The organism is Kineosporiaceae bacterium SCSIO 59966 (assembly GCA_020881835.1).
GTDB lineage: Bacteria > Actinomycetota > Actinomycetes > Actinomycetales > SCSIO-59966 > SCSIO-59966.
Genome location: CP052876.1, coordinates 2,591,396 through 2,616,951 on the forward strand (window position 1 = coordinate 2,591,396; position 25,556 = coordinate 2,616,951).

Sequence of the window (25,556 nt, forward strand, 5' to 3'; positions counted from 1 at the left end):
CACTGGACGAGGTGCGGCACCCGCGGGCTGCGGTGACTGCCGTGGACTCGCCGGCCGCCACGAGCGGGCCGGAGGACCGGGGGCAGTCCGTCCGAAGTGCTTCGGGCGGCTAGCTGGCAGCCACCTCACGCGTCCGTCTGTCACTCACTGTTCGGACCACCTCCTTTCCCGTGTACCGCAGACGCTACGTCGTCGAGACGGCCGATCGCCAGCCCCTTTTCCGCCGTCTGTGGACCCTCGTGGCGCCCAGCCGGCTCGACGGAGCTCCGTGACGGCGCGGACGTGCTGGGCGCTACTCCGGGACGCACACCTCTCCCCGCAGCATGCTGGCCGCGGTGCGCACCACCAGCAGCAGCGCGAGCGCGCTGACCGTCACCAGGAAGGTCCAGGACGCCGCGGTGAAGAACCAGCCGCCGATCTCCCCGGCCATCACGCTGGTCGCGACGCTCAGCGCCGCCAGCGGGAACGCGTACGCCCACCACGACAGGAAGAACGGCAGCCTGCGCAGCCGGTCCACCTGGACGACGAAGAGCACGGTGAAGAACAGGGCGACGTAGTACAGCAGCCGCGGCACGGGACCGTCGCCGGCATCCGGCACAAGCCGCAGGTAGGCGACGGTGGCCACGGCAGGTGGTGCGATGAGGACGGCGAGCGTGGGCAGGAGCCGGGGCGGCACCGGCCGTTCGTGCACGAACAACCGGGACAGCACCATCGCCAGCAGGGGCACCCAGAACGTCACCCCGACCGCGAAGAAGAACCAGGACACCTCCGGGTGAGCGAACTCGGTTCCCGCCAACGGCACGACCATCAGCCCGACGACGGGGATGAACCAGGCCGGGGTCACGTGGTCCATCGCGAACACCGGCCGGTTGATCCACGCCGACAGCACGTAGAGGGTGAGCGCCAGCTGTGCGCTCGCTCCTACCCACCACAGCGGTGCGGCCACCGCGTGGACGTCCTGCCCCGCGGTGGCGACCAGGAGCAGACCGATGCTGGTCGTGGGGACGAAGGAGAGCCGGACCGGATGACCGAGCTCCTCGCGCACGGCGCCAGGGTGGCGGACCAGCTTGGCGACGTAGGTCACCAGGATCGCGGCGTACACGACCAGCGAGACCCAGAACAGCGCCGTCCCGACCGCTTCCGGGACGTCGAGGACGGGCGCCGCCCGCGTCCAGGCCAGGGAGAGGCCAGCGAGCCCCATCGCGGCGGCGAAGAACGTCACCGGGAAGTGGGCCAGCCGGGGGCCGGTCGCGCTGTCGGGTTCGACGTACACCGTGCCGGCGCCGGGACGGTCGCCGAGGGATCCTTGAGCCTGCGAGGTCATGGTCTCAGTCTTCCTGTCGGACGGCGGCGGACGCGGGGCCCGTTATGTGGGAATGATTATCACTATAGAGCAGTTCTCGACAGTACATCGGCCGCGCCGCCGCACCAGAGCCCTGGGAGCCGTGATGAGAGCACTCGCCGTCGTCGGAACAGCATTCGCGGTCCTTGCCGCCGGAGCCTGCGCGGGACCGGCGGACCAGGACGCCGAGGTGTCCGTGGTGGCCACCACCACGATCCTGGGGGACGTCGCCGGGCGGGTGGTCGAGTGCGGCGGCGGGACGGTGCAGACCCTGATGCCCGTGGGCGCGGACCCGCACGACTACGCCCCCGCGTCCACCGACGTCCAGGAGATGGTTGCGGCTGACCTCGTGGTGGCGAACGGACTCGGGCTGGAGGAGGGTCTCGCCTCCGCCCTCGAGGCGGCGCAGGAGGACGGCGCTACCGTCATCGAGGTGGCCGAGCTGGTGAATCCCCTGCCTTTGGTGGCCGAGGAGCCCGACGCACTGGCGGACGACGGACACGGGCTCTCCCTGGACCCGCACGTGTGGCTCGACGTGGCCAGGATGGCGGACGCCGCCGAGCTCATCGGCGCCCAGCTCGCCGAGCTGACCGGCGACGACGCGTACATCTCGTGCGGCGAGGACGCCGGCGCCGACCTGCGAGCCGTGGACGACGAGGTGCGCGCCGTCCTGGCCGCCGTCCCTCCCGAGCGCCGAGTGCTGATCACCGACCACCGGGCGTTCGGCTACTTCTCGGAGGCCTACGACTTCGAGGTCGCCGGGGTCGTCGTCCCCGGGGGGTCCACACTGGGTGAGCCGAGCTCGGCGCACCTCGCGGAGCTCGTCACGGTGATCGAGGAGACCGGCGTCACAGCGATCTTCGGGAACGTGGCGGAGGACTCGGAGCTGCTGACCGCCCTCGCCGCGGAGACCGGGAAGGACATCGAGACCGTCGAGCTCTACGTCGGCAGCGTCGGCCCCGAGGGGTCCGGCGCGGAGGACTACTCCTCGATGATGCTGGAGAACGCCCGGCGGATCGCCGACGCTCTGACCCCGCAGGAGGACGGTGCGTGATGGAGTGGCTGGTCGAACCGTTCGAGCTGGCCTTCCAGCAGCGCGCCCTGGCCGGCGGGGTCCTGGCCGGCCTGATGAGCTCGGTCGTCGGCACCTGGCTGGTGCTGCGCGGCATGAGCTTCTTCGGAGACGCCTTCGTCCACGGCGTGGTACCAGGTATCGCGGCGGCGGTCGTGCTCGACGTCAGCCCCCTGCTCGGGGCGGCCGTGGCGGCGCTCGTCATGGTGGCCGGCATCGAGCTGGTGAGCAGGCAGACGGCGCTCAGCGAGGACACCGCGATCGGGCTGCTGTTCGTCGGCATGCTGGCCCTCGGCGTGGTGATCATCTCCCGGACGGACGCCTACACCGGGAGCCTGACCAGCATCCTGTTCGGCGACGCGCTGGGAGTCACCTCGGCCGACCTGGTGCGGCAGGGCGTGCTGACCGTAGCGGTGCTCCTGGTCTCGGTGGTGATGTACCGCCCCTTCCTGGCCCTGGCGTTCAACGAGCAGAAGGCCGAGCTGCTCGGCATGCGCCCCAACGTGGCCCACGCAGCCCTCCTGGCGCTCATCGCCACTGCCGTCATCGGCAGCTTCGAGGCCGTCGGGACGCTGCTGGTCTTCGGTCTGCTGATCGGCCCCCCGGCCACCGCGGTGCTCCTGGTCCGGACGGTGCCCCGGATGATGGTGACGGCGGCCGTGATCTCCGTGCTGTCCGTAGCCGCGGGACTGCTGGCGAGCTACCACCTGGGCACCGCGGCGTCCGCGACGATGGCCATCGTGCCGATCGTGGTCTTCTTCGTGACCCTGGCGGTGACGCGGACCGTCGCCGTGCTCGGGCGCCGACGGGTCCGCCCAGCCGTGGGGACGACGCAGCAGGCGACGCCATGACCGGCTCGGCGCCCAGCACCGAGGTGCCCGTGGCCGTGGCCACCGACCTCGTCCTGCGGTACGGCGGTCGCACGGCCGTGGACCGGTCGACGTTCACCGTCCCCGGCCGTGGCATCACCGCGGTCATCGGCCCCAACGGTTCCGGAAAGTCCACGATCCTCAACGCCCTCGCCGGCCTGCTCGCCCCTTCGGCCGGGTCGTTGGAGGTTCTCGGCAAGCCCCCTCGGGAGGCACGCGGGGAGCTCAGCTACGTGCTGCAGTCCATGACCGTGCCACGCACCACCCCGATGACGGTGCGCGAGACGGTCGGCATGGGCCGCTACCCGAGCGCGGGATGGTGGCGACCCTTCTCCCGCACCGACCGCCGCCGGATCGACGAGGCGCTGGCCAGGCTGCAGATCGACGACCTTGCCGGGCGTCACCTGCACGAGCTGTCCGGGGGCCAGCGCCAACGGGTGTACGTCGCCCAGGGGCTCGTCCAGGACCACCGGGTGCTGCTGCTCGACGAGCCGCTGACCGGACTGGACATCGTCTCGGCGAGGACCATCGACACGATCATCCACGAGGAGCGCGACCGCGGCGGCGCGATCGTGCTCACCACCCACGACCTCGACGAGGCGAGGGCGGCGGACCACGTGCTGATCGTCAGCGGGCGGGTCATCGCCAGCGGCCCGCCCGAGGAGGTCTGCGACCGTCGCACCGTCGAGGTGGCCTTCGGTCTCGGCGCCCTGCACGAGTGGCACGGGTTCCTCGACGACCCGGCCCACTCGCCGCACGACTGACCGCGGCGTGACACCGAGCTAGATGACGGTGACGCCGAACACGGTGCCGAACAGGTAGGTGGCGCCCGCCGCGAGCGCACCGACCGCGACCTGCCGGACGACGCCGCGCAGCAGCGGCCGTCCGGTGAGCCGGGCGATCCCGCCGCCGACCGCGGCCAGCGCCACCAGCGCCATCGTGATCGCCAGTCCCAGGGCGAGACCACCCCCGGTGAACAGGTAGGGGATGACGACGATGACCGCGCCGAGGGAGAAGGACAGGAAGCTCGACCCTGCTGCCCCCCACGGCGAGCCGAGGTCGTCCGGGTCAAGGCCCAGCTCCTCGCGCGCCATCGTCTCCAACGCGATGTCCTTGTCGGACATCACCTGCTCGGCGATCTGGCGCGCGGTAGCCGGGTCGATCCCCTTCGCCTCGTAGATGAGCTCCAGCTCACGCCGCTCGTCCTCGGGGTGCGCCTCGATCTCCCGTCGCTCGATCTCGAGCTCGCGCTCGAACGCCTCGCGCTGGTTCTGCATCGAGATGAACTCCCCGGCCCCCATCGAGAACGCGCCGGCCAACCACCCGGCGAGCCCGGCCAGCAGCACCACCTGCTGGTCGACGGCCGCGCCGGCGAAGCCCATCACCAGGGCGGTGTTGCTGACCAGTCCGTCGTTGACCCCGAAGATCGCCGCCCGCAGGGTCCCGGACTTGTCGGCCCGGTGCCACCCCTCGGAGACGGGAGGGGACGACGTCCCGCCCCTGGCCTCCGCCATCAGCCCCTGCAGCGCCCGGGCGTGCCCGGCTTCGTCCTCCAGCATGGACGGCGGCGCCTCGGGCTCGTCGGCGTACTCGTCGGCGGCATCGCGCTCGCCCTGCTCCACGATCGGCAGGATCACGTCCGTGGACTCCGCCCGGGCCCGAGCGAGCAGCTCACGGGTGCGCTGGGAGGGGCGGAAGGCCGCACGATCGGGCGCCGTACCGCCGTGCTCGACCATCTTGGCCGCCCAGAAGGCGGCGTGCTTCTCCTCGATCGCCGCCAGCTCCTCGAGCACCTCGCGGCGCCGGCCCTGGCTGAGCTCGGCGAGCCCGCGGTACAGCGCGGCGGCGTCCCACTCCGCGGCCAGGTAGCCCGCGTACCGGTCGAGGTCGGCCTGGATGGGCCTGGTGCTCATGGTCCCTCCTTCGTCAGGTCGAGGCCATTGTCCTCCCTGTCACCGGGGCGCTGAGCGCCGATCCGGTGTGGTGCCCCCGGTCAGGGCCGCACGGTGAGGGCTGCACGGTCACGGCTGCAGCCGCTGCACCCTCCACGCCGCCGGGTCGTCGAGCGGCGCAGGCACCCCGTCCACGGCAGCGAACCGGACCCGGTCGTGCAGCCGGTCGGCGTGCCCGACCCAGAGCTCGACCTCGACCGGGTGCACCCGGTACCCGCCCCAGAACGGCGGCAGCGGGACGTCGTCCGAGCCCTCGAAGCGAGCGGTCACCGCAGCGACGGCGGCGTCCAGCTCGGCCCGGGACCCGATCGGCTCGGACTGCCGGGACGCCCACGCCCCCAGCTGCGAGGCCCGCGGGCGCGAGGCGAAGTACGCGGCCGCCTGCTCGCGGGGGACGACGGACACCGGTCCGCGCACCCGCACCTGCCGGAACATCGCGTGCCACACCAGCACGAGCGCCGCCCGTGGACGGTGCTCCAGGTGGCGGGCCTTGGCCGAGCGCAGGTTCGTGAAGAACGTCAGCCCGTCGGCGTCCATCCCCTTGAGCAGGACGGTGCGAGCGTCGGGGTCGCCGGCGGCGTCCACCGTCGCGAGCACCATCGCGCCGGGCTCGGTGACCCGCTGGTCGGCGGCCGCCTCGGCGTACCACTGCTCGAGCACGGCGAGCGGGCCGGCGGCACGCAGCGCCTCGACGGCGGCGTCGTCCAGGCCCTCCCCGGTGTAGAGCACCCGGGCCGCCGGGTCGACGACCGGTCGCACGGCGTCCATACCGGCGAGAGTAGGACCGCGCTCCCCCGGCGGCGGCCGCGGGCCCGCCTGGCACCATGACGGCATGACCGACACCACGTTCGTCCCCGGCCTGGAGGGCGTCGTGGCCTTCGAGACGCGCATCGCCGAGCCCGACAAGGACGGCGGGTCGCTGCGGTACCGGGGCGTCGACATCACCGACCTGGTCGGCCGGGTCTCCTTCGGCAACGTCTGGGGCCTGCTCGTCGACAACCGGTTCAACCCCGGCCTGCCGCCGGCCGAGCCGTTCCCGCTGCCGGTGCACACCGGCGACGTGCGGGTCGACGTGCAGTCGGCGCTGGCCCAGCTCGCCCCGGTGTGGGGCTTCCGCCCGCTGCTCGACATCGACGTCGAGCAGGCCCGCGAGGACCTCGCCCGCGCCTCGGTGATGGCGCTGAGCTTCATCGCCCAGTCGGCCCGCGGTCAGGAGCTGCCGATGGTCCCGCAGCGGGAGGTGGACCGGGCCTCGACGATCGTCGAGCGGTTCATGATCCGCTGGCGCGGCGAGCCCGACCCCCGCCACGTCGAGGCCGTCGACGCGTACTGGGTCTCCGCCGCCGAGCACGGGATGAACGCCTCGACGTTCACCGCCCGGGTCATCGCCTCGACCGGGGCGGACGTCGCCGCCTGCCTGTCCGGGGCGGTCGGCGCGATGAGCGGACCACTGCACGGCGGAGCGCCGTCCCGGGTGCTGCACATGCTCGAGGCGGTCGAACGGTCCGGGGACGCCGGCGCCTACGTGCGGGCGGTGCTGGACGGCGGTCAGCGGCTGATGGGCTTCGGGCACCGCGTCTACCGGGCCGAGGACCCGCGGGCCCGGGTGCTGCGGGACACCGCCCGACGTCTCGGCGCTCCCCGCTACGAGGTGGCCCGCGCGCTGGAGGACGCCGCTCTCGCCGAGCTGCACGCCCGCCGCCCGGACCGGGTGCTGGCGACGAACGTCGAGTTCTGGGCCGCCGTCGTCCTGGACTTCGCCGAGGTCCCGCCGGCCATGTTCACGCCGATGTTCACCTGCGCCCGGACGGCAGGCTGGGCCGCGCACGTGCTGGAGCAGAAGGCGACGGGCCGTCTCGTGCGCCCGTCCGCCCGCTACGTCGGGCCCGGTCCGCGCCGTCCGGAACAGGTCGACGGCTGGTCCGACAACCTGTCCCCGGCGCACCGCACCGCATGAGCGCCGTGCCCCCGACCGGCGCCGTCCCGGACATCCGGATCCCGGCCGACCTGCTGCCCACCGACGGACGGTTCGGCTCCGGGCCGTCAAAGGTGCGCCCCGAGCAGGTCCGCGCGCTCGCCGCTGCCGCCACCGATTTGCTCGGCACCTCCCACCGGCAGGCTCCGGTGCGCTCCCTGGTCCGCCGAGTCCGCCGCGGCCTGGCCGAGCTGCTCGGTGCACCCGAGGGGTACGAGGTCGTCCTCGGCAACGGTGGCGCCACCGCGTTCTGGGACGTCGCCGCCCTCGGTCTGGTCCGCGAACGCTCCCAGCACGTCGTCCACGGGGAGTTCTCGGCCAAGTTCGCCGCGGTGACGGCCGCAGCGCCGTTCCTGGCCGAGCCGTCCGTCGTCCGCGCCGACCCGGGCAGCCTGGCCATGCCCCACGCGCAGGACGGGGTCGACGTCCACGCCCTGGTGCACAACGAGACGAGCACCGGGGTGATGGCCCCCGTGCACCGGGTGCCGGGAACCGCCCCGGCAGCGGACGGCGGACCGCTGGTCGTCGTCGACGCCACCTCCGCGGCCGGCGGCCTGCCGGTCGACCTCGCCGAGTGCGACGTCTACTACCTCGCCCCGCAGAAGGTGCTCGGCTCGGACGGCGGGCTGTGGCTCGCGCTGCTCTCCCCGGCCGCCGTCGAGCGCGCCGGTGAGCTGGCCGCGACCGGACGGTGGGTGCCGACGTCCCTGTCGCTCACCGCGGCGCTGGACAGCTCCCGCCGCGACGAGACCGTGAACACCCCGGCGATCGCGACGCTCGTCCTGGCCGCCGAGCAGCTCGACTGGCTGCTCGGGCAGGGCGGGCTGGCGTGGGCGACGGCCCGGACGGCGGACTCGGCCTCGCGGCTCTACGGCTGGGCGCAGGCCCGGGAGTGGGCGACGCCGTTCGTCGCCGACTCGGCGGCCCGCTCGCACGTCGTGGGCACGATCGACCTCGACCCCTCGGTCGACGCGGCGACGGTGTCCGCGGTGCTGCGCGCCCACGGCGTCGTCGACACCGAGCCGTACCGGCGGCTGGGCCGCAACCAGCTGCGGATCGCGATGTTCCCGGCGATCGACCCGGACGACGTGACGGCGCTGACCCGGTGCGTCGACCACGTCGTCGAGAGGCTGCTCTGAGCGCCGGGGCGGGTCGGCTGACGCTGCGGCGCGACGGCCTGACCTGGACCCTCTACGGCTGGCTCGGCACCTGGGGCTGGTTCGTGTTCGGCTTCAGCCCCGCGGTGCCGCTGCTGCGGGCCGAGCAGGGCACGAGCCGGTCGGTGGCCGCGCTGCACGGCACGATGCTGGCCCTGGGTGCGGTCCTGGCCGGCTGGTTCGGGGTGGCGCTGACCAGGCGGTTCGGCCGCCGGGCAGTCATCTCCGGGGGTGCGCTGACCCTCGCCCTCGGCGTCCTGCTGCTCGTCTCCGGCGGTGGGCTGGAGGTGACGCTGCCCGGCGCCCTGCTCGCCGGCACCGGCGGGTCCACCGCGCTCAACGCGACCTCCCCGGCGCTGGCCGACCACCACGGTCCGGCCGGGGCGGCCGCCATCTCCGAGGCCAACGCCGGCGCGGCGCTCGTCGGTGTGCTGGCGCCGCTCGCGCTCGGCGCCTCGGTGGCCGCAGGGCTCGGCTGGCGGCCGGCCGTCGGAGTCGCCGCCGCGCTCGGCGTCGCGGCCTTCCTCGCCGTCCGCCGCCTGCCCCCGGACCCGGCCCTCGACCGCCCGGGCCCCGCCCTCGACCGCCCGGACCAGGCCCTCGACCGCTCGGGCCCGCCCGCACCGCCGTCCGCGAGCCCCCGGCTGGGGCTGCGGTTCTGGAGCCTGGTCGGCGTCCTCGCCCTCGGCGTCGGAGTCGAGTTCTCGACCACGTTCTGGGCCGGGGACCTGCTCCAGGTGCGGCTCGGTGCGGCGCCCGGCACGGCCGCCGCGGCGGTCACCGGCTTCGTCGCCGGGATGGCCGTCGGCCGGCTGCTGGCGGGCCGGCTCGCGCTGCGCTTCTCACCTGCCCGTCTCCTGCTCGCCGGCCTACTCACCGCCGGCGCGGGCTGGCTCGTGCTGTGGACGGCCCCCGCCGTGCCGGCGGCCGTCGTCGGGCTCGTCGTCGCCGGCGGCGGGGTGGCGCTGCTGTTCCCGCTGTCCGTGTCGCTGGTGATGGCGGCCAGCGGAGGGCGGCCCGACCTGGGGTCGGCGGCCGGGTCGGTGGGCGCCGGGGTCGCCATCGGGTCCGCCCCGTTCGCGCTGGGTGCGCTGGCGGACGCCGTCGGACCGCACCAGGGCTTCCTCCTGGTGCCGGTGCTGCTGCTCAGCGCGGCAGCGCTGCTGCTGACGGCGGTAGGCGCAGGTCGGCGAGCTCGGGTGTGAGCATCCGGGCCAGGGCCGGGACGACGTCCCACTGCTCGACGAGGTCGGTGTACTCCCGGACGACGTCGGGGCCGGGTGGGGCGCCGGTGCGCACCGCCCGGATCATCGCGTTGCGTGGGGTGTGCCGGGAGTCGATGAACTCCACGACGTCGACGCGGTAGCCGACCATCCGCAGGAGCAGGGCCCGTAGGGCGTCGGTCAGCACGTCGGCGAACCGCTCGCGCAGGATCGGCTGGCGGGTCAGCGCCCCGTAGGGGTGGGGGGCTGCGCCGAGCTGGCGGTGCAGGTCGCGGTGGCAGCAGGGGGCGGCCAGCACGACCGGCGCCCGCCAGCGCACGGCGCGTGCCAGCGCCTCGTCGGTGGCGGTGTCGCAGGCGTGCAGGGCCAGGACGACGTCGACGCCGCCCAGGCCGGGGTCCGCCTGCGCGATCGTGCCGGGGACGAACGACAGGCCGTCCAGCCCGACGGCGGCGGCGCGCTCGGCCGACCGGGCGACGAGGTCCTCGCGCAGCTCGACCCCGACGGTGCGCACGCCGCCCGGCCTGCTGGACAGGTAGCGGTGGGCCGCCATCGTCAGGTACGCGTTGCCGCAGCCGAGGTCGACGACCCGCAGCGGGGCGGCGTCCAGCCGGCGCACGACCGGCTCCAGCAGCCGCAGGAAGGCGTCGACCTGGCGCCGTTTGTCGGCGTCCGCCCCGAGCACGGTGAACAGCGGGTCGTCCGGTTCGATGAGTCGCGGCTTGATCCGGTCGTGGGCGTGCAGCGCGGACGGCGCGACGGTGCGGCGGCTCGTCGCCGCCCGGTGCACCTGCGCCTCCCCCTTCTTCGTCACCCGGATCTGGAGGGTCTGCTCGAGGGTCTCCACGTGCCAGTTGCCGAACGGCTCGGTGAGCAGGACGTCGACCGCGCCGGCGACGTCCGCCGGCTCCAGGTTTCGGGTGGTCGCGCCGGTCTCGGTGTGCTCGACGACCTGCAGACGCCGACCCGCCTTGAGGTCCACCGGTCGCAGCTCGACCCGCCGCCAGCGCGGCCGGGCCCCGCGCCGACGCCCGGCCCCCACGGCGCGGACGAGCCGGTCGACGTCGGTCAGCGCGGCCCGCACCTCGGCGAGGGCCTCGGGCAGCGGGGTCGGCATGAGGTCATCGTCCCAGCCCCACCACCGTCCACCCCTCCCCCCACCCCTCGGTGATCATGCAATCCCGCCACCCCGCGCCCGCACCCACCCGTGAGCGGTCCAGCGTCCCTCGTTCGTGATCATGCAATCCCGCCACCCCGCCCGTGCCACAGAGTGCTGGATCCAGCTCACTCCTGCCGGCGTGTCGCGCCACCAACCCAGCACTCTGCGCGGACGGCGGAGCGTCAGGCGGCGCTGGCGGCGTCCCGGGACTGCTGCGCGGCGAGCTCACTGCGGGCCGCCTCGCGGTCCCGCGGCGCCGCTCCCACCTGGACGAACAGCCGCGGCCGATCGTCCCGCCGGTACCGGACGACGACCTGCTGCGTCCGCAGCAGGTAGGCGACGGCCACGCCGGCGACGGCCAGGGAGACCAGGCCGCCGACCGCGATGGTCCACCGGGCGCCGAAGACCTCACCGACCCAGCCGACGATCGGCGCACCGACAGGAGTGCCTCCCATGAAGATGGCCATGTAGAGCGCCATCACCCGCCCGCGCATCTCCGGCGCGGTACTCATCTGGACGGTGGCGTTGGCTGCGGTCATGAGGGTGAGCGAGGCCAGGCCGACCGGGATGAGGGACAGCGCGAACAGCTCGTAGGTAGGCATGACGGACGCCGCGGTGGCGGCGACGCCGAAGGCTGCGGTGGCCCCGACGACGAGCCGGAGACGGGGACGCTCCCGGCGGGCGGCGATCAGCGCACCGGCGAGTGACCCGATGGCCATGATCGAGCCGAGCAGGCCGTAACCGCCGGCGTCCTTGTCGAACTCCAGCCGAGCCATCAGAGCAGTCGTCAGCTGGAAGTTGAGGCCGAACGTGCCCACCATGCCGACGATGAACATGATCAGCATGATGTCCGGGCGACCGCGCACGTAGCGGAGACCCTCCCGGATGGCACCGCGGCCCTTGGACGCGCGCTCCATCGGGAAGAGCTCTGCCGGACGCATGAGCATCAAGGCGACCACGGTGGCGGCGAACGAGACGGCGTTGATGAGGAACACGGGGCCGGTGCTGCCGAGGGCGGCGATGAGGGCACCGGCCAGGGCCGGACCGATGAGACGGCCCGCGTGGAACGAGGCGCTGTTGAGGCCCACAGCGTTGGGCAGCATCTCCTTCGGCACCATGGCGGCGACGAAGGTCTGGCGGGCGGGGGAGTCGATGGCTGACGTGACGCCGAGCAGGGTGGCGAGCACGTACACGTGCCACAGCTGAGCTGTGTCGGTGATGACGAGCAGGCCGAGCAGCAAGCCCCACAGGCCCATCAGCGCCTGGGTGGCCATGAGCAGACGACGTTGCGGCAGACGGTCGGCGAGCAGTCCGGCGACGGGGCTCAGCAGCAGCATCGGGAGGAACTGCAGTCCGGTGGTGATGCCGACTGCGACCCCAGAGTTCTGGGTCAGCACGGTGAGCACCAGCCAGTCCTGGGCGACGCGCTGCATCCAGGTGCCGGTGTTCGACACGATGGCCCCGCTGGCCCACAGCCGGTAGTTGTAGACGTGCAGGGAGCGGAAGGTGGGACTCACCGGGCCACCACCTCGCGCAGCACGAGCGCCGCGCGGGCGAGGACCTCACGGTCCTCGGCACTGAGCTCGGCAAGCCGCCGGGTCAGCCAGGCGTCCCGGCGCTTGCGGGTCTCGGCCACCTCGCGGGCACCGGCCTCACTGATCGAGATGAGCACCTGGCGGCCGTCGTCCGGATGGTCCGTGCGCTCCACCAGGCCGGCGTCGACAAGGGCGTTGAGGGTGCGAGTCATCGACGGAGGCTGCACGTTCTCGTGAGCGGCGAGCTCCCGGGGTGTCATCGGCCCGTGCTTGTCGAGGACGGAAAGTACGGCGTACTGACCGTCGCTGATCGCCTCGCTGCTCTTCTCCTGGCGCAGCCGGCGCACCGAGCGCATGAGCGCGACGCGCAGGTCGGCCGCCAGCGGCGCAGGACGGCACTGGCTCGCGGAGGGCATGGGGGCGGACGGCATGCCGTTAGCATAACTCATTACTCCGGCTAACGAAAATGCCAGGCCTCAGTGGTTGTGCCCTCCCATCGCCCCTCCCCTCCCCCTCCCCTCCCCTCCTCGTGATCATGCAGTCCCGCCACCCGGGCGTCGGGCTGGCGCGAGGCAGGTACGGCCTCACGTCACATGACCGCCGTCCCGGACGGCCCGAACGACCGAGGCGCGCCCGCCGGACACTCCGGATCCTCAGCCCCACGAGCAGAGCGCGGAGTCCGTCACAGCGACATCGGCGTGCGTGCCACCACCGCAGCACTTTGCGCGCCCGGCGTGCGGGGGTGGCGGGATTGCATGATCACGGGGACGACGGGGGCTGGGGGTGGCGGGATTGCATGATCACGGGGACGACGGGGGCTGGGGTGGGGTCACGCGACGCCGAGGGCCTGCTTCACGGGGTCGATGGCGAAGTAGAGGACGAACAGCGCGGCCACGCCCCACATCAGGGGGTGCACCTGGCTGGCCCGGCCGCGCGCCACCTTGAGCACGACATACGCGACGAAGCCGGCACCGATGCCGGCGGTGATCGAGTACGTGAACGGCATGAGCACGATGGTGAGGAACGCCGGCATCGCGATCTCCAGGTCGTCCCAGTCGATGCCCTTGACCTGGGTCATCATGAGGAATCCGACGACGACGAGGGCCGGGGTCGCCGCCTCGTAGGGGACGATAGCGACGACCGGGGCGAGGAACGTCGCGAGCAGGAACGCGACACCGGTGACGACGGACGCGAGGCCAGTGCGGGCACCCTCACCGACGCCGGTCGCGGACTCGATGTAGCTCGTGTTGCTCGACACTCCGGCGGCACCGCCGGCAGCCGCGGCGACGGAGTCGACGACGAGGATCCGCCGGGCGTTGGGCGGGTTGCCGTCCGCGTCGAGCAGGTCGCCCTCCTTGCCGATGGCGACCATCGTGCCCATCGTGTCGAAGAAGTCGGCGAGCATGAGGGTGAAGACGAGCAGGACGACGCTGATGATGCCGATCTTCTCGATGGAGCCGAGCAGGCTGAACTGGCCGAGCAGGCCGAAGTCCGGTGTCGACACCCACTGCTCGGGTGGCGCGGGCACGTTGAGGCCCCACGCACGAGGGTTGCGGACCTCACCGTCTGCACCGATCTGCGGCCCGAGGTTCGCGACGGTCTCGACGAGGACGGCGAGGGCGGTCGCGGCGACGATGCCGCCGAGGATGGCGCCCTTCATCCCGCGGGCCATCATGACGACGATGAGCAGCAGGCCGACGACGAACACCACAGTGGGCCAGCCCGCGAGGAACCCGCCGATGCCGAGCTCGACCGGGGTGGGCCCAGCCGGTTTGCGGACGAAGCCAGCGTCGAAGAGACCGATGATCGTGATGAACAGCCCGATGCCGACGCTGATCGCCGTCTTCAGCTGCGCGGGCACGGCCCGGAACACCGCTTCGCGGAACCCGGTCAGGACCAGGACGAGGATGATGAGGCCCTCGAGGACGACGAGCCCCATCGCGTCCGCCCAGGTCATCTCCGGTAGCCCGGCGATCCCGAACGCCACGAACGCGTTGAGCCCCAGGCCCGCGGCCAGGGCCAGGGGGTAGTTCGCGACAAGCCCCATGAGGATGGACATCAGACCGGCGACGAGGGCCGTGGCCGCCGCGATCATCTCGAGGTTGGGGCCGTCGCCGCCACCGAGGAAGCCGCCGCTGCCGTCCGGCACCGTGCCGAGGATGAGCGGGTTGAGCACGATGATGTAGGCCATCGTGAAGAAGGTCGCCAGCCCGCCGCGGATCTCGCGGCCCACGGTGGAGCCGCGCTCCGTGATCCGGAAGAACCGGTCGACGGCGGACGGGGTGCCGGAGGAGGTCTGCGTCGCCACGGGTGCGCATGGTGCCAGACACCCGCCGGTCGAGCCTGCTCACCGGCAGGTGTCCCCCGCCCGGCAGGCAGCCAGTGTCTCGCGGAGGCCGGGTCCCTCCCGGTTGGTACCGGTCTGGCCATGGAAGTCACCGGGTGAGACCGAGGTGCTTGGCGCGCGTACGGTGCGACGGGGAGATGACCGGGCGCACCCGGATGGGCGAGGATGCCAGCGTGACGGTTAGGCGCGACCTCGTGGTCCAGCCCGCTAGTCCCCTGCGGGTGGCGATCGTTGGCGCCGGGCCGGCCGGGATCTACGCGGCCCAGGCGCTGGCCGAGCAGGACGCCGTCCCTGTTGCAGTCGACATCCTCGACCGCTTGCCGACGCCCTTCGGGCTGGTGCGGTACGGCATCGCCCCCGACCACCTGAAGATGAGGGGTCTGCGGAGCACGCTGCAGCGCGCCCTCGAACACCCGCGGGTGCGGTTCCTCGGCAACGTCGAGGTCGGCGTCGCCCTCCCCTTGGCACAGCTCCGCGCTCATGTTGACGCGGTGATCTACGCATACGGCGCCGCCGACGCCGGACGGCTCGGTATCGAGGGGGAGGAGCTGCCCGGGAGCCTGACCGCCCTTGACCTCGTGTCCTGGTACTGCGGACATCCCGACGCCGACCGCGCCACCGTGGAGGAGGCACTGTCCCACGCTCGTTCGGTGGCGGTCATTGGCGTGGGCAACGTCGCCCTGGACGTCGCCCGGGTGCTCGCGAGGGCACCCGAGGAGCTTCAGCCCACCGAGATGCCGCAGCATGTTCTTGAAGCGCTCGCGGACGCGCCGGTCGAGCAGGTCACCGTCGTCGGACGACGGGGTCCGGCCATGGCCAGTTTCAGCACCCCGGAACTGCGCGAGCTCGGCCAGCTGCGGTCCGCGGTCGTACTGGTGGACCCTCGCGACCTGGAACTGGTGGGGGCGGCGGAGGAGCGCGCCGCCGCCGAGTCGGCCGTGGCCCGTAACCTGGCGGTTCTGCGCGGCTGGGCCGAGCACGAGCCTTCCCCGGGAAGCGTCCGGCTGAAGCTACGTTTCCGCTGGCGGCCGGTACGCATCCTCGGACCCCACAGGGTGCGTGCGGTGGAGCTGGAGCGGACGGCCTCGGACGCTGACGGACAGACGGTGGGCACCGGCGAGCTTGAGCTGCTGCCCGCCGACCTGGTGGTCCAGTCGATCGGTTACCGCGGGACCTCCCTGCCGGGTCTGCCCGTCGACGAGCGCACGGGGACGGTGGCCCACACCGCGGGGCGGGTGCTGCGCGACGGACGGCCCTCGCCCGGCGAGTACGTGGCGGGCTGGATCAAGCGGGGCCCGACCGGGGTGGTCGGCACCAACAAGCACGACGCAAAGGAGACCGTCTCGAGCCTCCTTGAAGATGCCGCCGCCGGAGCGCTTGGATCGCGCCGGCAGCCGGAGGACCTGCTCGCTGTGCTGATGAGGCAGGGGCTGCAGCCCGTCCTGCTCGAGGACTGGAGGGCGATCGACGCAGCCGAGGAAGCCCTCGGCGCCACCCACGGGCGCGACCGGACGACGCTGCACGACCGCAACGCGCTCCTCGCCGCGGCCCGGCTTGCCGCGGCCAGCAGGGAACAAGCCTGACTGTCCCTGGGCGGGGTGGTCGGGACGTTCTTCACAGCAGATGTCCCTGTTCCGGCAGCGCTGGTTCTGGAACGCGCAGGCCCGTGCCATGGACCTCGACGCGGAGTCACGCTCGATCGTGGTGCGGTCCGCGACCGGTTGACGACGACGGCGACGAGCGCCGCCACCGCGCCGCACACTGCGCCGACGCCGTTCGCCTGTCCATCCGCTGCTGGCCTCCGTCGCGGTGCCGGTCGCCATCGCCGGCGCCTACACTGCGCCGGTGCGGTTCTACCTGCGACCCGAGGAACGCCACCCGGACCCCGAGCCGCTGCACACGGACGACCGCAAGGCGGTCCTCGTCGGCACCGTCATCTGGCTCCTCGGCCTGGCCGCCACGCTGATCCAGCGCGAGGACCTCGCCGCGGCGGGCCGGTCCTGGTGGGTGTGGACCTGCGCAGCGGGCGCCGGCCTGGGACTGCTTGGCCTCTCCTATCTGCACCACCGCGAGCTGCGCGGCCGGCACAAGGACGATGCCGGCCGCCCAACACGCGCCAGCTGAGAGGCGCTCGACATGTCGGAGAGAACCAGCCCGCGACCCACCGGGGCCGTGCTGGGTGAGGGTGTGAGCCGATGCGCGTAGTTCCCGTGGCGGACGCCGACGTCGTCGGTGTCGCGAGCGAGCCGGTGTACCGAGTGCGGGTGTGGACGCCCGGCGGGCGCCCCGGTGCGGCGTGGATGGTGGACGAGTACGACGTGCACGAGGCGGACGACGTTCTCTCGGTGCTGTCCTGGGCCAGGAGCAAGAGTCACGACGGCAGCTTCGAGGTGTTTGTGCCGTGCACCGAACGTGCTCGCGCTCGAGACGGGCACTGGGAGGACGTCAAGACGTTCGTCCGCGTGTTCGGCCAGCCGGCCGACGAGGGCGGAACAACAGAGGTCGTGCTCCTCCACGCCGACGGGCTTCCACAGCACTGAACCTGGGGCCACCCCGCGGATGACAATGGGGCGCCGGTGGCCCCGGACCTGTGTGGCGTCATGCGCGGCCCCGTCACAGAATGCTGAGTTCGGCACAACGTTTCCGGCGTGTCACGCCACGAACCCAGCACTTTGTCTGCAGACGACGGGCTTGGGGTGGCGGGATTGCATGATCACGAACGAGGGGTGGTCGACTGATCACGAACAAGGGATGGTCGGCTGATCCGCTGCCATCGTTCGTCGTCAACCATGACGGCTCACCCGAATGCCTCCTCCGCGGCGACCGCCGCGGCCCGGTCCGGTGCCGTCAGCACCTCCTCGACGGCCTGCCGCCGCCCCCAGCGCCCGGCTGCCTGCGCCAGGCCACGGGCCAGCCCGGCCAGCGTGGTGGCGTGGACGACGGCGTCCGGACCGGTCCCGTCCACCCACCACTCGACCGGCTCGCCGTCCACGCTGAGGTCGTCGTGCTCGCACCAGGACGGCGGCGCCTGCGCCAGCAGCAGCCGCACTCCCGCAGGGACGTCGCCGGCGCCGTCGTCGGGGCACTCGCCGTCGACGCGGCCGCCGGCCCGCTCGGACGCCAGGTCGAGGTCGAGCAGGTCGGCCAGGGCGGTCGCGGTCCCCGCGGGGGCGGGCAGCAACGGACCGAGGTCGGTGCGCTGCCACCACATCGGTGCGTCCGCGACGGCGACGTCGCCCGCGTCGGCGGTGACGGCGGTGCCGTCGGCCTGCGGGACGCGCAACCGGGCCGGCGGCTCAAGGTCGCCGATCGCGCCGTCCGCCGCGGCACGGGCGAGAACGGTCAGGACGTCGAGCACGGTCCCCGCGGATGCGTCCCGCTCGGCCAGGGCTGCGAGCATCCGGGCCCAGCCGTCGGCGTCCAGGTCGCCGAGGTCGCGGACGAGCCCGAGGGCGCGGCGGGCGCCGGGGTCGAGTCCCTGGGCCAGCTCGGGGGCAGGTGGCAGCGCGGCGGCCACCGCGCTGTCGGCGTCCGGGTCGGTGTGTCCGGCCAGGCCGAGACGGCGGCGCAGCCACCACGCGGTGTACGCCGGCACCCGGGCGGTCGACCCGTCGGGCCGGCGGACGAGGAGGGGCTCGACGAGCGCTGCCCGCAGGTCGGGTGAGGCGGCCAGGTGCCGTAGGGCGTCGGCCCAGGCGTCCTCGCGGACGAGGTCGAGGTCCCGGACGGCGAGCACCTCCTCGGCGCTGCCCGGTCCGACGTCCTGGGCCCAGCGGTCGGCGCCGTCGAGGTCGGCGAGCGCGTCGGGCAGGTCCTCGAGGTCGACCTGGCCGACCCGCAGCAGCGGCAGCGAGCCGGCGACACCGACCGCCTCGAGCACCTCGGCGCCCCACCGGTGCAGCGTCTCCGCCGAGACCTCCAGGACGTCGTCGGGGTGGAGCAGGCCGGCGACGGTCGACCCGGGCAGGACGAGCGCGCCGGCCGGCGCCGGCTCGCCGTCCGCCGCGGGCAGCGGCAGGTCGGCCAGCCAGTCCGGCCACGGCCCGCCCGCCCCGTCGCGCACCGCGGCTGCGACGAGGGACAGTGCGGCCTCGGTGGCCGCCCCGTCCTCGTCGTCCGCGACCGCGCGGGCGACTGCCGGGTCCTCCAGCACCGCGACCGGCCCGACGGCGCGGGCGCCGAGCCGCTCCAGCAGCCCGGCGGCCTGCTCGTCGGCGACGACGTCGGGGTGGACGACGCGCAGCCCCGCGGCGGACAGCCCGGCCAGCGCCTCACCTGCCACCCCGGGACCGGGCAGCAGCAGGCCCCGGACGCCGCGGACCACCCGGCCGTCGGCGAGCGGGACGGGCAGGGCGGCCAGCGCCTCACGGGCCGCCGGGTCGGCGGCCAGGTGCGCCAGGGCCGCGTACCGTCGGCGCCACGCTGCGGGGTCGGGGTCGGCGGGCAGCTGGTCGACGAGGTCGGCCAGGGCGATCCGCGGGACGCCGAGCGCGGCGAGCGCCGGGCCCGCGGCCCGGGGGGCGCGCACGAGCCCGGCGAGGACCTGACCGAGGACCCGCAGCACCTGCTCGTCGTCCCCGGCCGGTGCCTCGAGGGCCACGGCGTCCCGGGGGCGCACGAGCGCCCCGTCCTCCACCGTGCGCAGCACCGCCGCAGTGGGCAGCAGGGCGAGGACCTGCTCGCGCAGAGCGGCGTCAAGACGGCCGGCGGGCAACCCGGTGGGCACGAGCCGGAGCACGTCGGCGCCGGCCGCAGCCTGCTCGCGCAGCAGGTCGGTGTAGGCAGCGGCGCACGCGGCGACGAGGGCCTCGCTGGCAGGGCCGTCCGCGACGTGCCGGCGGGTGTGCTCGAGCGGGAAGGTGGCGACGAGCAGAGCCGGCCACGCCATCGGCTCGTCGGTGGGGGTGGGTGCGTGCAGGACGGCGGGGACGGTCGTGGCCGGGTCGCGGGGCAGGGCCCAGGTGATGCTCCAGCCGGTGCGCGAGCGCTCCTCGGTGGGCCGGTCGGCGAGCAGCTCCGGGTCGTGGGACCCGTTGCGCCGCAGGGTGATCCAGCGCGCGGAAGGGTCGGTGATCGTGCGAGCCGGCCGGCCGGGGACCTCGATGACGACCTCGCTCAGCGCGGGCAGGGCCAGCAGCAGCGGGTCGTCCACCTCGCCGAGCAGCCGCTCGACGAGGTCGCGGGCGGCGCCGTCGCGCAGCGGGAGCAGGACGGCGGTGTCGTACCCGGTCGGGGCGGCTCCGTCGGCCTCGAACGGCAGCCGTAGCGCGGGGACGTGCCCGTCCCGGCGCTCCATCTCGGCGGCCAGGCCCGGCACGTCGGCGGCGGCCTCGCGCAGCAGGGCCAGGGTGTCGCCGCGGGAGAACCGGACGCCGCGGCCGTGGGAGACGACGACCGGCTCGTCGGTGACCGCGAGGACGGCGGCGAAGCCGACGCCGAAACGGCCGACGGCGGGGACGTCACCGCGCTTGGCCGAGGCGCGCAGCGAGGCGAGGGCTCGGACGCCGGCGGCGTCCAGCGGGGCGCCGGTGTTCGCGGCGACGAGGGTGGCGCCGTCCGGGCCCTCGGCGAGCCGGAGCAGCAGCCGGCCGGGCGCCGCGGCCCGGGCCGCGGCGTCCGCCGCGTTCTGGGCCAGCTCGACGACGAGCCGGTCCCGGTAACCGCCGAGGGCAAGCTCCTCCTCGGCGTTGGCGTCCTCACGAAAGCGGTCGGGGGCAGCCCGCCAACCGGCCAGCACGCGCTCGCGCAGGACGGCCGTGCCGAACGAGTCCCCGGCCACGGCGCTCAGCGCGGGACGACGACCGCGACGTGCCCTGTCTCGTCGAGGATCGGTTCCGGCAGCGGGTCGACGTTGCGCTCGACGTCGGTCTCGGAGTGGGCGCCGCAGCCGTGGTCGTAGGACACGACCAGGCCGTCGGACGGGGACCACTCGTTGGCACACACCCCGAACACCTGGCGCAGCGCGCCGGGCAGCTGAAGGTAGAACCCGCAGGTCAGGCACGGCTCGTCGGCACCCGGCAGCCGCCGGTCGGCACGCTCGGACCGCCGCCCCCGGCCCTCCCCGGTTACCGGGGCCGGACGGGGGCCGTGGTCGACGGAGGCGTACCACCGCTGCGCGGCCTGGTCGCGGCCCTCCCGGGAGAGCACCCGGCGCCGGCCGAGCCCCAGCTCCCACAGGGCGACCTGGTCGACGTCCTCGTCGCCGGTGGCCTCGAACCCGGGCTCGAGCCGCTCGTCGTCCTCCCGGTAGGGCAGGACGTCGCCGTGGCCGACGTCGCCGGGGGCGAGCCGGTCGGACCACGGCACCCACGGCGGGGGCAGCAACGCGTCGTCGCCGGGCAGCAGCGCGGCCTCGGCGACGGTGGCCACCCGGGCGCGCGCCGCACGGGCCACTGTGACCGACCAGACCCAGCCGCGGTAGCCGCGGGCGGTGCTGGCGAACCGGTGGGTGACGAGCCGGTCGCCGTCGGCGGTGACGCCGAGGTGCTCGCCGACCGTCCCCGGGTCGGCGATCTCCTCGGCCGCCGCACGGGCGAGGTCGACGGCCGCCGCGCACACGGCGTCCGGGGCCTTGCTGCGGGGGCGGGTCGTCGTCCGGGGGGCGGCGGGCACTAGGCCTCCAGGTCGTCGGCGACGGCGCGCAGCACGGAGGCCACCTTGGCGGCCTGACGCCGGTCGGGGTAGCGACCGCGGCGCAGACCGTTGCCGATGCTGTCGAGCAGTCTGATGAGGTCCTCCACGATGACGCCGAGGTCCTCGGCCGGCTTGCGGTGGGCGGCGGCGACGGACGGCGTGGGGTCCATGACGCGCACGGAGAGGGCCTGCTTGCCCTTGCGCCCGTCGGCGACGCCGAAGTCGATCCGGGTCCCCGGCTTGAGCGTGGTCGTGCCGGCGGGCAGCGCGGACGTGTGGAGGAAGACCTCCTCGCCGTCGTCCGTCTGCGCGAAGCCGAAGCCGCGTTCGGCGTCGAACCACTTCACCTTGCCAGTGGGCACTTGTGCGACCTCGTCGTCCTCGTCAGGGCTGAGCACCCCGCGGGACTCGCGGGGCGGGTACCAGGCTAACGCCCGGCGCGCAGGTTCTCAGGCGCGCAGTGCGGCCTGGTGGCCGGCCAGCCAGGTGGGGAACGCCCGCAGGTCGGCGAGCAGGACGTCGGGGTGCTCGGCCCGCAGCTCGGCGGCCGTGTGCGGCCCCGTGGCGACGGCGACCGCCACGGCGCCCGCGGCGCGGGCCGCGGCGACGTCCCCCGGGTGGTCGCCGACGTACCCGGTCGCACCGCGGGCCGCCAGCACCTCCCCCTTGGCGCCGGCGAACCGGCCGCCGACCGCCTCGTCGACGAGACCGGCCAGCCCGGTGTCGGCGAGCACCTTCTCCAGTGCGGGCTGGATCTTGGCGCTGACGACGAGGGTGCGGCCGCCGGCGTCCCGGACGGCGGTGAGGGCCTCGGCGGCGCCGGGGAGGACGGTCACCGGCGGGGCGTCGGGCAGGTCGTGGCGGCGCCGGTACTCCGCGGCGAGGGCCGGGACGTCCTGGCCGGGCGCGAGGTCGGCCAGCGTGGTCTCCAGCGGCACCCCGATGTACCGCCACACCTGGTGGGCGCTGACCTCGATCCCGGCGTCAGCGAGGGTGGAGGTCAGGCAGGAGACGATCCGCTCCCGGGAGTCGACGAGGGTCATGTCGAGGTCGAACCCGACGACGGGAGCGTGCACCGGCCCACCCTACGCGTGTCCGGTTTCGTTGGTTTCGGGTTGGTAACATCTTGACGGTCCGGGATACCGGAGGTTGCCCGGCTATTGACGTGCCCTGCGTCACGGGCTGGGATGTCGGCCGGTGCGTCTGTCTCGGGTTCCGACGCGCGGCGCGCCGATCGAACCAGTCCCTCTCAAGGAGGCACGTCCGTGTCGAGTTCCCGCTGGGCGAGGGCGCGCAAGCGCAGCCTCGCCGCCGTCGCGGGTGTCGGGATGGTGGCAGCGACCCTGTCCACCGCCGGCGCCGCGACCGCCGCACCGCCGTCCGACAGTCCCGCTGCCGAGAAGCCCGCCGGCCAGGCCTCCGCACCGACCTACGAGGACGGCCGCTACGTCGTCCTCATGAAGGCCGAGCCGGTCGCCGCCTACGACGGGGGTGTTGCCGGCTACGCCGAGACCAAGCCGGGCAAGGGGAAGAAGTACAACCCACGCAGCGCCGCCGCGAAGAAGTACCGCGACTACCTCAAGGCGCAGCAGCGGGAGGCGCAGGAGGCCGCGGGCGTCGACGAGGTCAGCTACGAGTACACCGAGGCCCTCAGCGGCTTCACCGCCGACCTCACCGCGGCGCAGGCGACCGCGCTCGCCAAGGACGATCGGGTGCTGGCCGTGACCCCGGACGAGATGCGTCAGCTCGACACGGTCGTCTCTCCTGAGTTCCTCGGCCTCACCGGCGAGGGGGGCGTCTGGGAGCGGCTCGGTGGCCTGGACCAGCCGGACGGCGCCGGGGCAGGCGTCGTCGTGGGGATCGTGGACTCCGGGATCTGGCCGGAGAACCCGTCTTTCGCCGGTGAAGGTTTCACGGCGCCGGAAGACTGGGCGGGGGCGTGCGAGTCGCAGGACGATCCCCTGAACGCAGACGAGTTCTGCAACGACAAGCTCATCGGCGCCAGGTACTTCGTCGACGGCTTCGGGGAGGCGAACCTGGCCGACTACGAGTACCTGTCCCCGCGTGACGCCGATGGCCACGGGACGCACACGGCGTCCACCGCCGCCGGTAACAACGGTGTCAGCGCCGTGATCGAGGGCCGCGAGTTCGGTGAGGTGTCGGGCATGGCGCCGGAGGCGCACATCGCCGCGTACAAGGTGTGCTGGGACGGCAAGACCGGATCCGGCTGCTACAACTCCGACAGCGCCGCCGCAATCGACCAGGCCGTCGCCGACGGCGTCGACGTCATCAACTTCTCCATCAGCGGCACGAGCTCGAACTTCCTCGACCCCGTGGAGTTCGCGTTCCTCTTCGCCGCCGAGGCCGGGGTGTTCGTCGCCGCCTCGTCCGGCAACGACGGGCCAACCACGTCGACGACCAATCACCCGTCGCCGTGGCTCACGACGGTCGCCGCGTCCACGCACGCCATCCGCGAGCAGACGCTCGTCACCGGAGACGGCTCCCGGTACATCGGCGCCTCCATCACCGACCCGCTGGAGACCAGCACGCCGATGGTGCTCGCCGAGGACATCCCGGCGGAGGGCGCGACGTCCGAGGACGCGGCGCTCTGCTTCCCCGGCACCCTCGACCCGACCGCCGCCGCGGACAAGATCGTCGTCTGTGACCGGGGCGTCAGCGCACGCGTGGAGAAGAGCGCCGTCGTGGCCGACGCCGGGGGCGTCGGCATGGTGCTGGTGAACGTCACCGAGGGTTCGCTGGACACGGACCTGCACTCCGTGCCGACCGTGCACCTGTCCCACGAGTACCGGGACGCGCTGCGCGCCTACGTGAGGGACGCAGAGTCGCCGACCGGCCAGATCCTGCCCACGAACGAGGGCACGACCACGCAGGTACCCGAGGTGGCCGGGTTCTCCTCCCGCGGCCCGACGTACGGAGCCGACGGCGACATCCTCAAGCCGGACATCTCCGCACCGGGGGTCGGGGTGCTCGCCGCGTACTCGCCGCGGTCGGCCGGACGCGACTTCGACTTCCTCTCCGGGACGTCGATGTCCTCGCCGCACATCGCCGGGCTCGCCGCCCTGGTCAAGGACGCCCACCCGGACTGGTCGCCGATGGCGATCAAGTCCGCGATGATGACAACTGCGCGCGACCACGCTTCCGAGGCCAGCAACGACCTGTTCGCCGGCGGCGCCGGGTTCGTCGAGCCGCGGCGCTTCCTGGACCCCGGCCTCGTCTACGACTCCGGGTTCTGGGACTGGTGGAACTTCCTCGCTGGGCAGGGAGTGACGTACAACGACGGCACACCCATCAGCGAGACACCGATCGACGCATCCGACCTCAACCAGGCCTCCATCGCGATCGGCTCGCTGGCCGGCACGCAGACGGTGACCCGGACGGTCACCAACGTGACCGGAAAGACGAAGGTGTGGCACGCCGACGTCAGCGGTCTGGAGGGGATCGACGTCCAGGTCAGCCCGTCCCGGCTCGTCGTACGGCCTGGCCAGTCGGCCTCCTTCACCGTCACGTTCACCTCGACGTCGTCCACGACCTACGACAAGTACGCCCAGGGCCACCTCACCTGGCGTGACAACAACGGTTCGAAGGGAACGACCGTCCGCTCCCCGATTGCGGTGCGCCCGGTCGTCGTGGCCGCCCCCGGTGAGGTGCACGCACCCGCCGGTGCGGAGTCCTTCGAGGTCGAGGTGACCCCGGGCTTCTCGGGCACCATGACGACGTCGGTGGCCGGGCTCGCCGCGGCCGAAGTGACTGACGCCGAGATGGACAACACCGGCCAGGGGGACTTCGACCCGGGCGACACCCGCAACCACACCCAGCCGCTCGTCGTCGGCGCCGACACCGAGCTGGTGCGGGTCGAGCTCGTGCCGGACAACCCGGCCGACGACCTCGACCTGTTCATCACCCGGGACTCCGACGGCGCGCTCGTGGCGTACTCGGCGAGCGGGACGGCGGCCGAGCGGATCACCGCCGAGCTGCCCGCCGGTGCGTACACCGTCCACGTCCAGGCCTGGGCCGTCGAGGGGGGCGGCCCGTCGACAGGCGCGGACGTCCGGGAGTTCCAGGTGACCGAGTCCGACGCCGGAAACCTCACCGTGGTCCCGGCCGAGCAGGAGGTCACCGTCGCCGAGCCGGTGACGTTCACCGGTCAGCTCGACGTCGAGCCCGACACCGCCTACCTCGGCTGGATCGAGTTCGGGAACGGCTCGGCCGACGGGGTACGCACCCTGGTGTCGGTCGGCTGACGCAGCACCGCACGACGACGGGCCCCGCCG

21 protein-coding genes are annotated in these 25,556 nt (G+C 73.6%); 10 read left to right on the forward strand and 11 right to left on the reverse strand.

Annotation, left to right across the window (positions count from 1 at the left end):
• Positions 1 to 292 precede the first annotated feature (292 nt).
• Entirely contained in the window at positions 293 to 1,324 is a 1,032-nt protein-coding gene (locus HJG43_12125; GenBank protein UER55163.1) for a C4-dicarboxylate ABC transporter, read from the reverse strand.
• Positions 1,325 to 1,448: 124 nt separating this feature from the next.
• Here HJG43_12125 and HJG43_12130 point away from each other — a divergent pair, with 124 nt between their 5' ends.
• Genes HJG43_12130 through HJG43_12140 form a run of 3 tightly spaced genes read left to right on the forward strand, consistent with a single transcriptional unit; the run spans position 1,449 to position 4,047 of the window.
• Complete coding sequence (locus tag HJG43_12130) at positions 1,449 to 2,396, forward strand: zinc ABC transporter substrate-binding protein (protein ID UER55164.1); 948 nt, start codon at positions 1,449 to 1,451, stop codon at positions 2,394 to 2,396.
• Entirely contained in the window at positions 2,396 to 3,265 is an 870-nt protein-coding gene (locus HJG43_12135) for a metal ABC transporter permease (GenBank protein UER55941.1), read from the forward strand. Before HJG43_12130 ends, HJG43_12135 begins: the two co-directional genes overlap by 1 nt.
• A complete protein-coding gene (locus HJG43_12140) occupies positions 3,262 to 4,047 on the forward strand; it encodes a metal ABC transporter ATP-binding protein (protein ID UER55165.1) in 786 nt (261 codons plus the stop codon). The genes HJG43_12135 and HJG43_12140 overlap by 4 nt, the downstream gene beginning before the upstream one ends.
• 18 nt (positions 4,048 to 4,065) lie before the next feature.
• Here the strand turns inward: HJG43_12140 and HJG43_12145 are convergent, their stop codons facing one another.
• Together HJG43_12145 and pdxH are read right to left on the reverse strand one after the other, a co-directional pair.
• Entirely contained in the window at positions 4,066 to 5,196 is a 1,131-nt protein-coding gene (locus tag HJG43_12145; protein ID UER55166.1) for a hypothetical protein, read from the reverse strand.
• Positions 5,197 to 5,304: 108 nt separating this feature from the next.
• A complete protein-coding gene (gene pdxH / locus HJG43_12150) occupies positions 5,305 to 6,003 on the reverse strand; it encodes a pyridoxamine 5'-phosphate oxidase (GenBank protein UER55167.1) in 699 nt (232 codons plus the stop codon).
• A gap of 64 nt (positions 6,004 to 6,067) precedes the next feature.
• Here pdxH and HJG43_12155 point away from each other — a divergent pair, with 64 nt between their 5' ends.
• From HJG43_12155 to HJG43_12165, 3 genes are read left to right on the forward strand one after another with little or no spacing between them, the layout of a single operon-like run.
• The gene (locus HJG43_12155) at positions 6,068 to 7,192 is read left to right on the forward strand and encodes a citrate synthase 2 (protein ID UER55168.1); all 1,125 of its coding nucleotides are present in this window, start codon (positions 6,068 to 6,070) and stop codon (positions 7,190 to 7,192) included.
• Complete coding sequence (locus tag HJG43_12160) at positions 7,189 to 8,349, forward strand: phosphoserine transaminase (protein UER55169.1); 1,161 nt, start codon at positions 7,189 to 7,191, stop codon at positions 8,347 to 8,349. The genes HJG43_12155 and HJG43_12160 overlap by 4 nt, the downstream gene beginning before the upstream one ends.
• Positions 8,316 to 9,572, forward strand: coding sequence for an MFS transporter (locus tag HJG43_12165; GenBank protein UER55170.1), 1,257 nt, complete (start codon positions 8,316 to 8,318; stop codon positions 9,570 to 9,572). The genes HJG43_12160 and HJG43_12165 overlap by 34 nt, the downstream gene beginning before the upstream one ends.
• Here the strand turns inward: HJG43_12165 and HJG43_12170 are convergent.
• The 4 genes from HJG43_12170 to HJG43_12185 form a co-directional block, all read right to left on the reverse strand.
• Positions 9,514 to 10,707, reverse strand: a complete 1,194-nt coding sequence (locus HJG43_12170; protein ID UER55171.1) for an SAM-dependent methyltransferase — start codon at positions 10,705 to 10,707, stop codon at positions 9,514 to 9,516. The genes HJG43_12165 and HJG43_12170 overlap by 59 nt on opposite strands.
• A 224-nt stretch (positions 10,708 to 10,931) precedes the next feature.
• Positions 10,932 to 12,266: an MFS transporter gene (locus tag HJG43_12175; GenBank protein UER55172.1), complete on the reverse strand. Its 1,335-nt coding sequence runs from the start codon at positions 12,264 to 12,266 to the stop codon at positions 10,932 to 10,934.
• Positions 12,263 to 12,715 carry a MarR family transcriptional regulator gene (locus tag HJG43_12180; protein UER55173.1) on the reverse strand — a complete coding sequence of 151 codons (453 nt, stop codon included), beginning with the start codon at positions 12,713 to 12,715 and terminating at the stop codon, positions 12,263 to 12,265. The genes HJG43_12175 and HJG43_12180 overlap by 4 nt, the downstream gene beginning before the upstream one ends.
• A 398-nt stretch (positions 12,716 to 13,113) precedes the next feature.
• The gene (locus tag HJG43_12185) at positions 13,114 to 14,592 is read right to left on the reverse strand and encodes an NCS2 family permease (GenBank protein ID UER55174.1); all 1,479 of its coding nucleotides are present in this window, start codon (positions 14,590 to 14,592) and stop codon (positions 13,114 to 13,116) included.
• 194 nt (positions 14,593 to 14,786) lie between these two features.
• Between HJG43_12185 and HJG43_12190 the strand changes: the two genes are divergently transcribed.
• The 3 genes from HJG43_12190 to HJG43_12200 all read left to right on the forward strand — a co-directional run bounded on the left by HJG43_12190 (position 14,787) and on the right by HJG43_12200 (position 17,171).
• Complete coding sequence (locus tag HJG43_12190; GenBank protein ID UER55942.1) at positions 14,787 to 16,214, forward strand: FAD-dependent oxidoreductase; 1,428 nt, start codon at positions 14,787 to 14,789, stop codon at positions 16,212 to 16,214.
• Between the two features lie 262 nt (positions 16,215 to 16,476).
• Positions 16,477 to 16,755, forward strand: a complete 279-nt coding sequence (locus tag HJG43_12195; protein UER55175.1) for a DUF2530 domain-containing protein — start codon at positions 16,477 to 16,479, stop codon at positions 16,753 to 16,755.
• 71 nt (positions 16,756 to 16,826) lie between these two features.
• Positions 16,827 to 17,171, forward strand: coding sequence for a hypothetical protein (locus HJG43_12200; protein ID UER55176.1), 345 nt, complete (start codon positions 16,827 to 16,829; stop codon positions 17,169 to 17,171).
• Between the two features lie 257 nt (positions 17,172 to 17,428).
• Here HJG43_12200 and HJG43_12205 read toward each other — a convergent pair whose 3' ends face one another.
• The 4 genes from HJG43_12205 to HJG43_12220 all read right to left on the reverse strand — a co-directional run bounded on the left by HJG43_12205 (position 17,429) and on the right by HJG43_12220 (position 22,307).
• Positions 17,429 to 20,410: a hypothetical protein gene (locus HJG43_12205; GenBank protein UER55177.1), complete on the reverse strand. Its 2,982-nt coding sequence runs from the start codon at positions 20,408 to 20,410 to the stop codon at positions 17,429 to 17,431.
• 5 nt (positions 20,411 to 20,415) lie between these two features.
• On the reverse strand, positions 20,416 to 21,243 hold the full coding sequence (locus HJG43_12210) for a DUF3027 domain-containing protein (protein UER55178.1): 828 nt from the start codon (positions 21,241 to 21,243) through the stop codon (positions 20,416 to 20,418).
• On the reverse strand, positions 21,243 to 21,626 hold the full coding sequence (locus tag HJG43_12215) for a cold-shock protein (GenBank protein UER55179.1): 384 nt from the start codon (positions 21,624 to 21,626) through the stop codon (positions 21,243 to 21,245). The genes HJG43_12210 and HJG43_12215 overlap by 1 nt, the downstream gene beginning before the upstream one ends.
• Positions 21,627 to 21,713: 87 nt before the next feature.
• Positions 21,714 to 22,307 carry an HAD family hydrolase gene (locus HJG43_12220; protein UER55943.1) on the reverse strand — a complete coding sequence of 198 codons (594 nt, stop codon included), beginning with the start codon at positions 22,305 to 22,307 and terminating at the stop codon, positions 21,714 to 21,716.
• 222 nt (positions 22,308 to 22,529) lie between these two features.
• Here HJG43_12220 and HJG43_12225 point away from each other — a divergent pair, with 222 nt between their 5' ends.
• Complete coding sequence (locus HJG43_12225; GenBank protein ID UER55180.1) at positions 22,530 to 25,526, forward strand: S8 family serine peptidase; 2,997 nt, start codon at positions 22,530 to 22,532, stop codon at positions 25,524 to 25,526.
• The last annotated feature ends 30 nt before the right edge of the window (positions 25,527 to 25,556 follow it).

Coding starts and splice junctions, on each gene's coding strand:
- HJG43_12125 (UER55163.1), bottom strand. CDS start 1,324: ATGACCTCGCAGGCTCAAGGATCCCTCGGCGACCGTCCCGGCGCCGGC.
- HJG43_12130 (UER55164.1), top strand. CDS start 1,449: ATGAGAGCACTCGCCGTCGTCGGAACAGCATTCGCGGTCCTTGCCGCC.
- HJG43_12135 (UER55941.1), top strand. CDS start 2,396: ATGGAGTGGCTGGTCGAACCGTTCGAGCTGGCCTTCCAGCAGCGCGCC.
- HJG43_12140 (UER55165.1), top strand. CDS start 3,262: ATGACCGGCTCGGCGCCCAGCACCGAGGTGCCCGTGGCCGTGGCCACC.
- HJG43_12145 (UER55166.1), bottom strand. CDS start 5,196: ATGAGCACCAGGCCCATCCAGGCCGACCTCGACCGGTACGCGGGCTAC.
- pdxH (UER55167.1), bottom strand. CDS start 6,003: ATGGACGCCGTGCGACCGGTCGTCGACCCGGCGGCCCGGGTGCTCTAC.
- HJG43_12155 (UER55168.1), top strand. CDS start 6,068: ATGACCGACACCACGTTCGTCCCCGGCCTGGAGGGCGTCGTGGCCTTC.
- HJG43_12160 (UER55169.1), top strand. CDS start 7,189: ATGAGCGCCGTGCCCCCGACCGGCGCCGTCCCGGACATCCGGATCCCG.
- HJG43_12170 (UER55171.1), bottom strand. CDS start 10,707: ATGCCGACCCCGCTGCCCGAGGCCCTCGCCGAGGTGCGGGCCGCGCTG.
- HJG43_12180 (UER55173.1), bottom strand. CDS start 12,715: ATGCCGTCCGCCCCCATGCCCTCCGCGAGCCAGTGCCGTCCTGCGCCG.
- HJG43_12190 (UER55942.1), top strand. CDS start 14,787: ATGGGCGAGGATGCCAGCGTGACGGTTAGGCGCGACCTCGTGGTCCAG.
- HJG43_12200 (UER55176.1), top strand. CDS start 16,827: ATGCGCGTAGTTCCCGTGGCGGACGCCGACGTCGTCGGTGTCGCGAGC.
- HJG43_12220 (UER55943.1), bottom strand. CDS start 22,307: ATGACCCTCGTCGACTCCCGGGAGCGGATCGTCTCCTGCCTGACCTCC.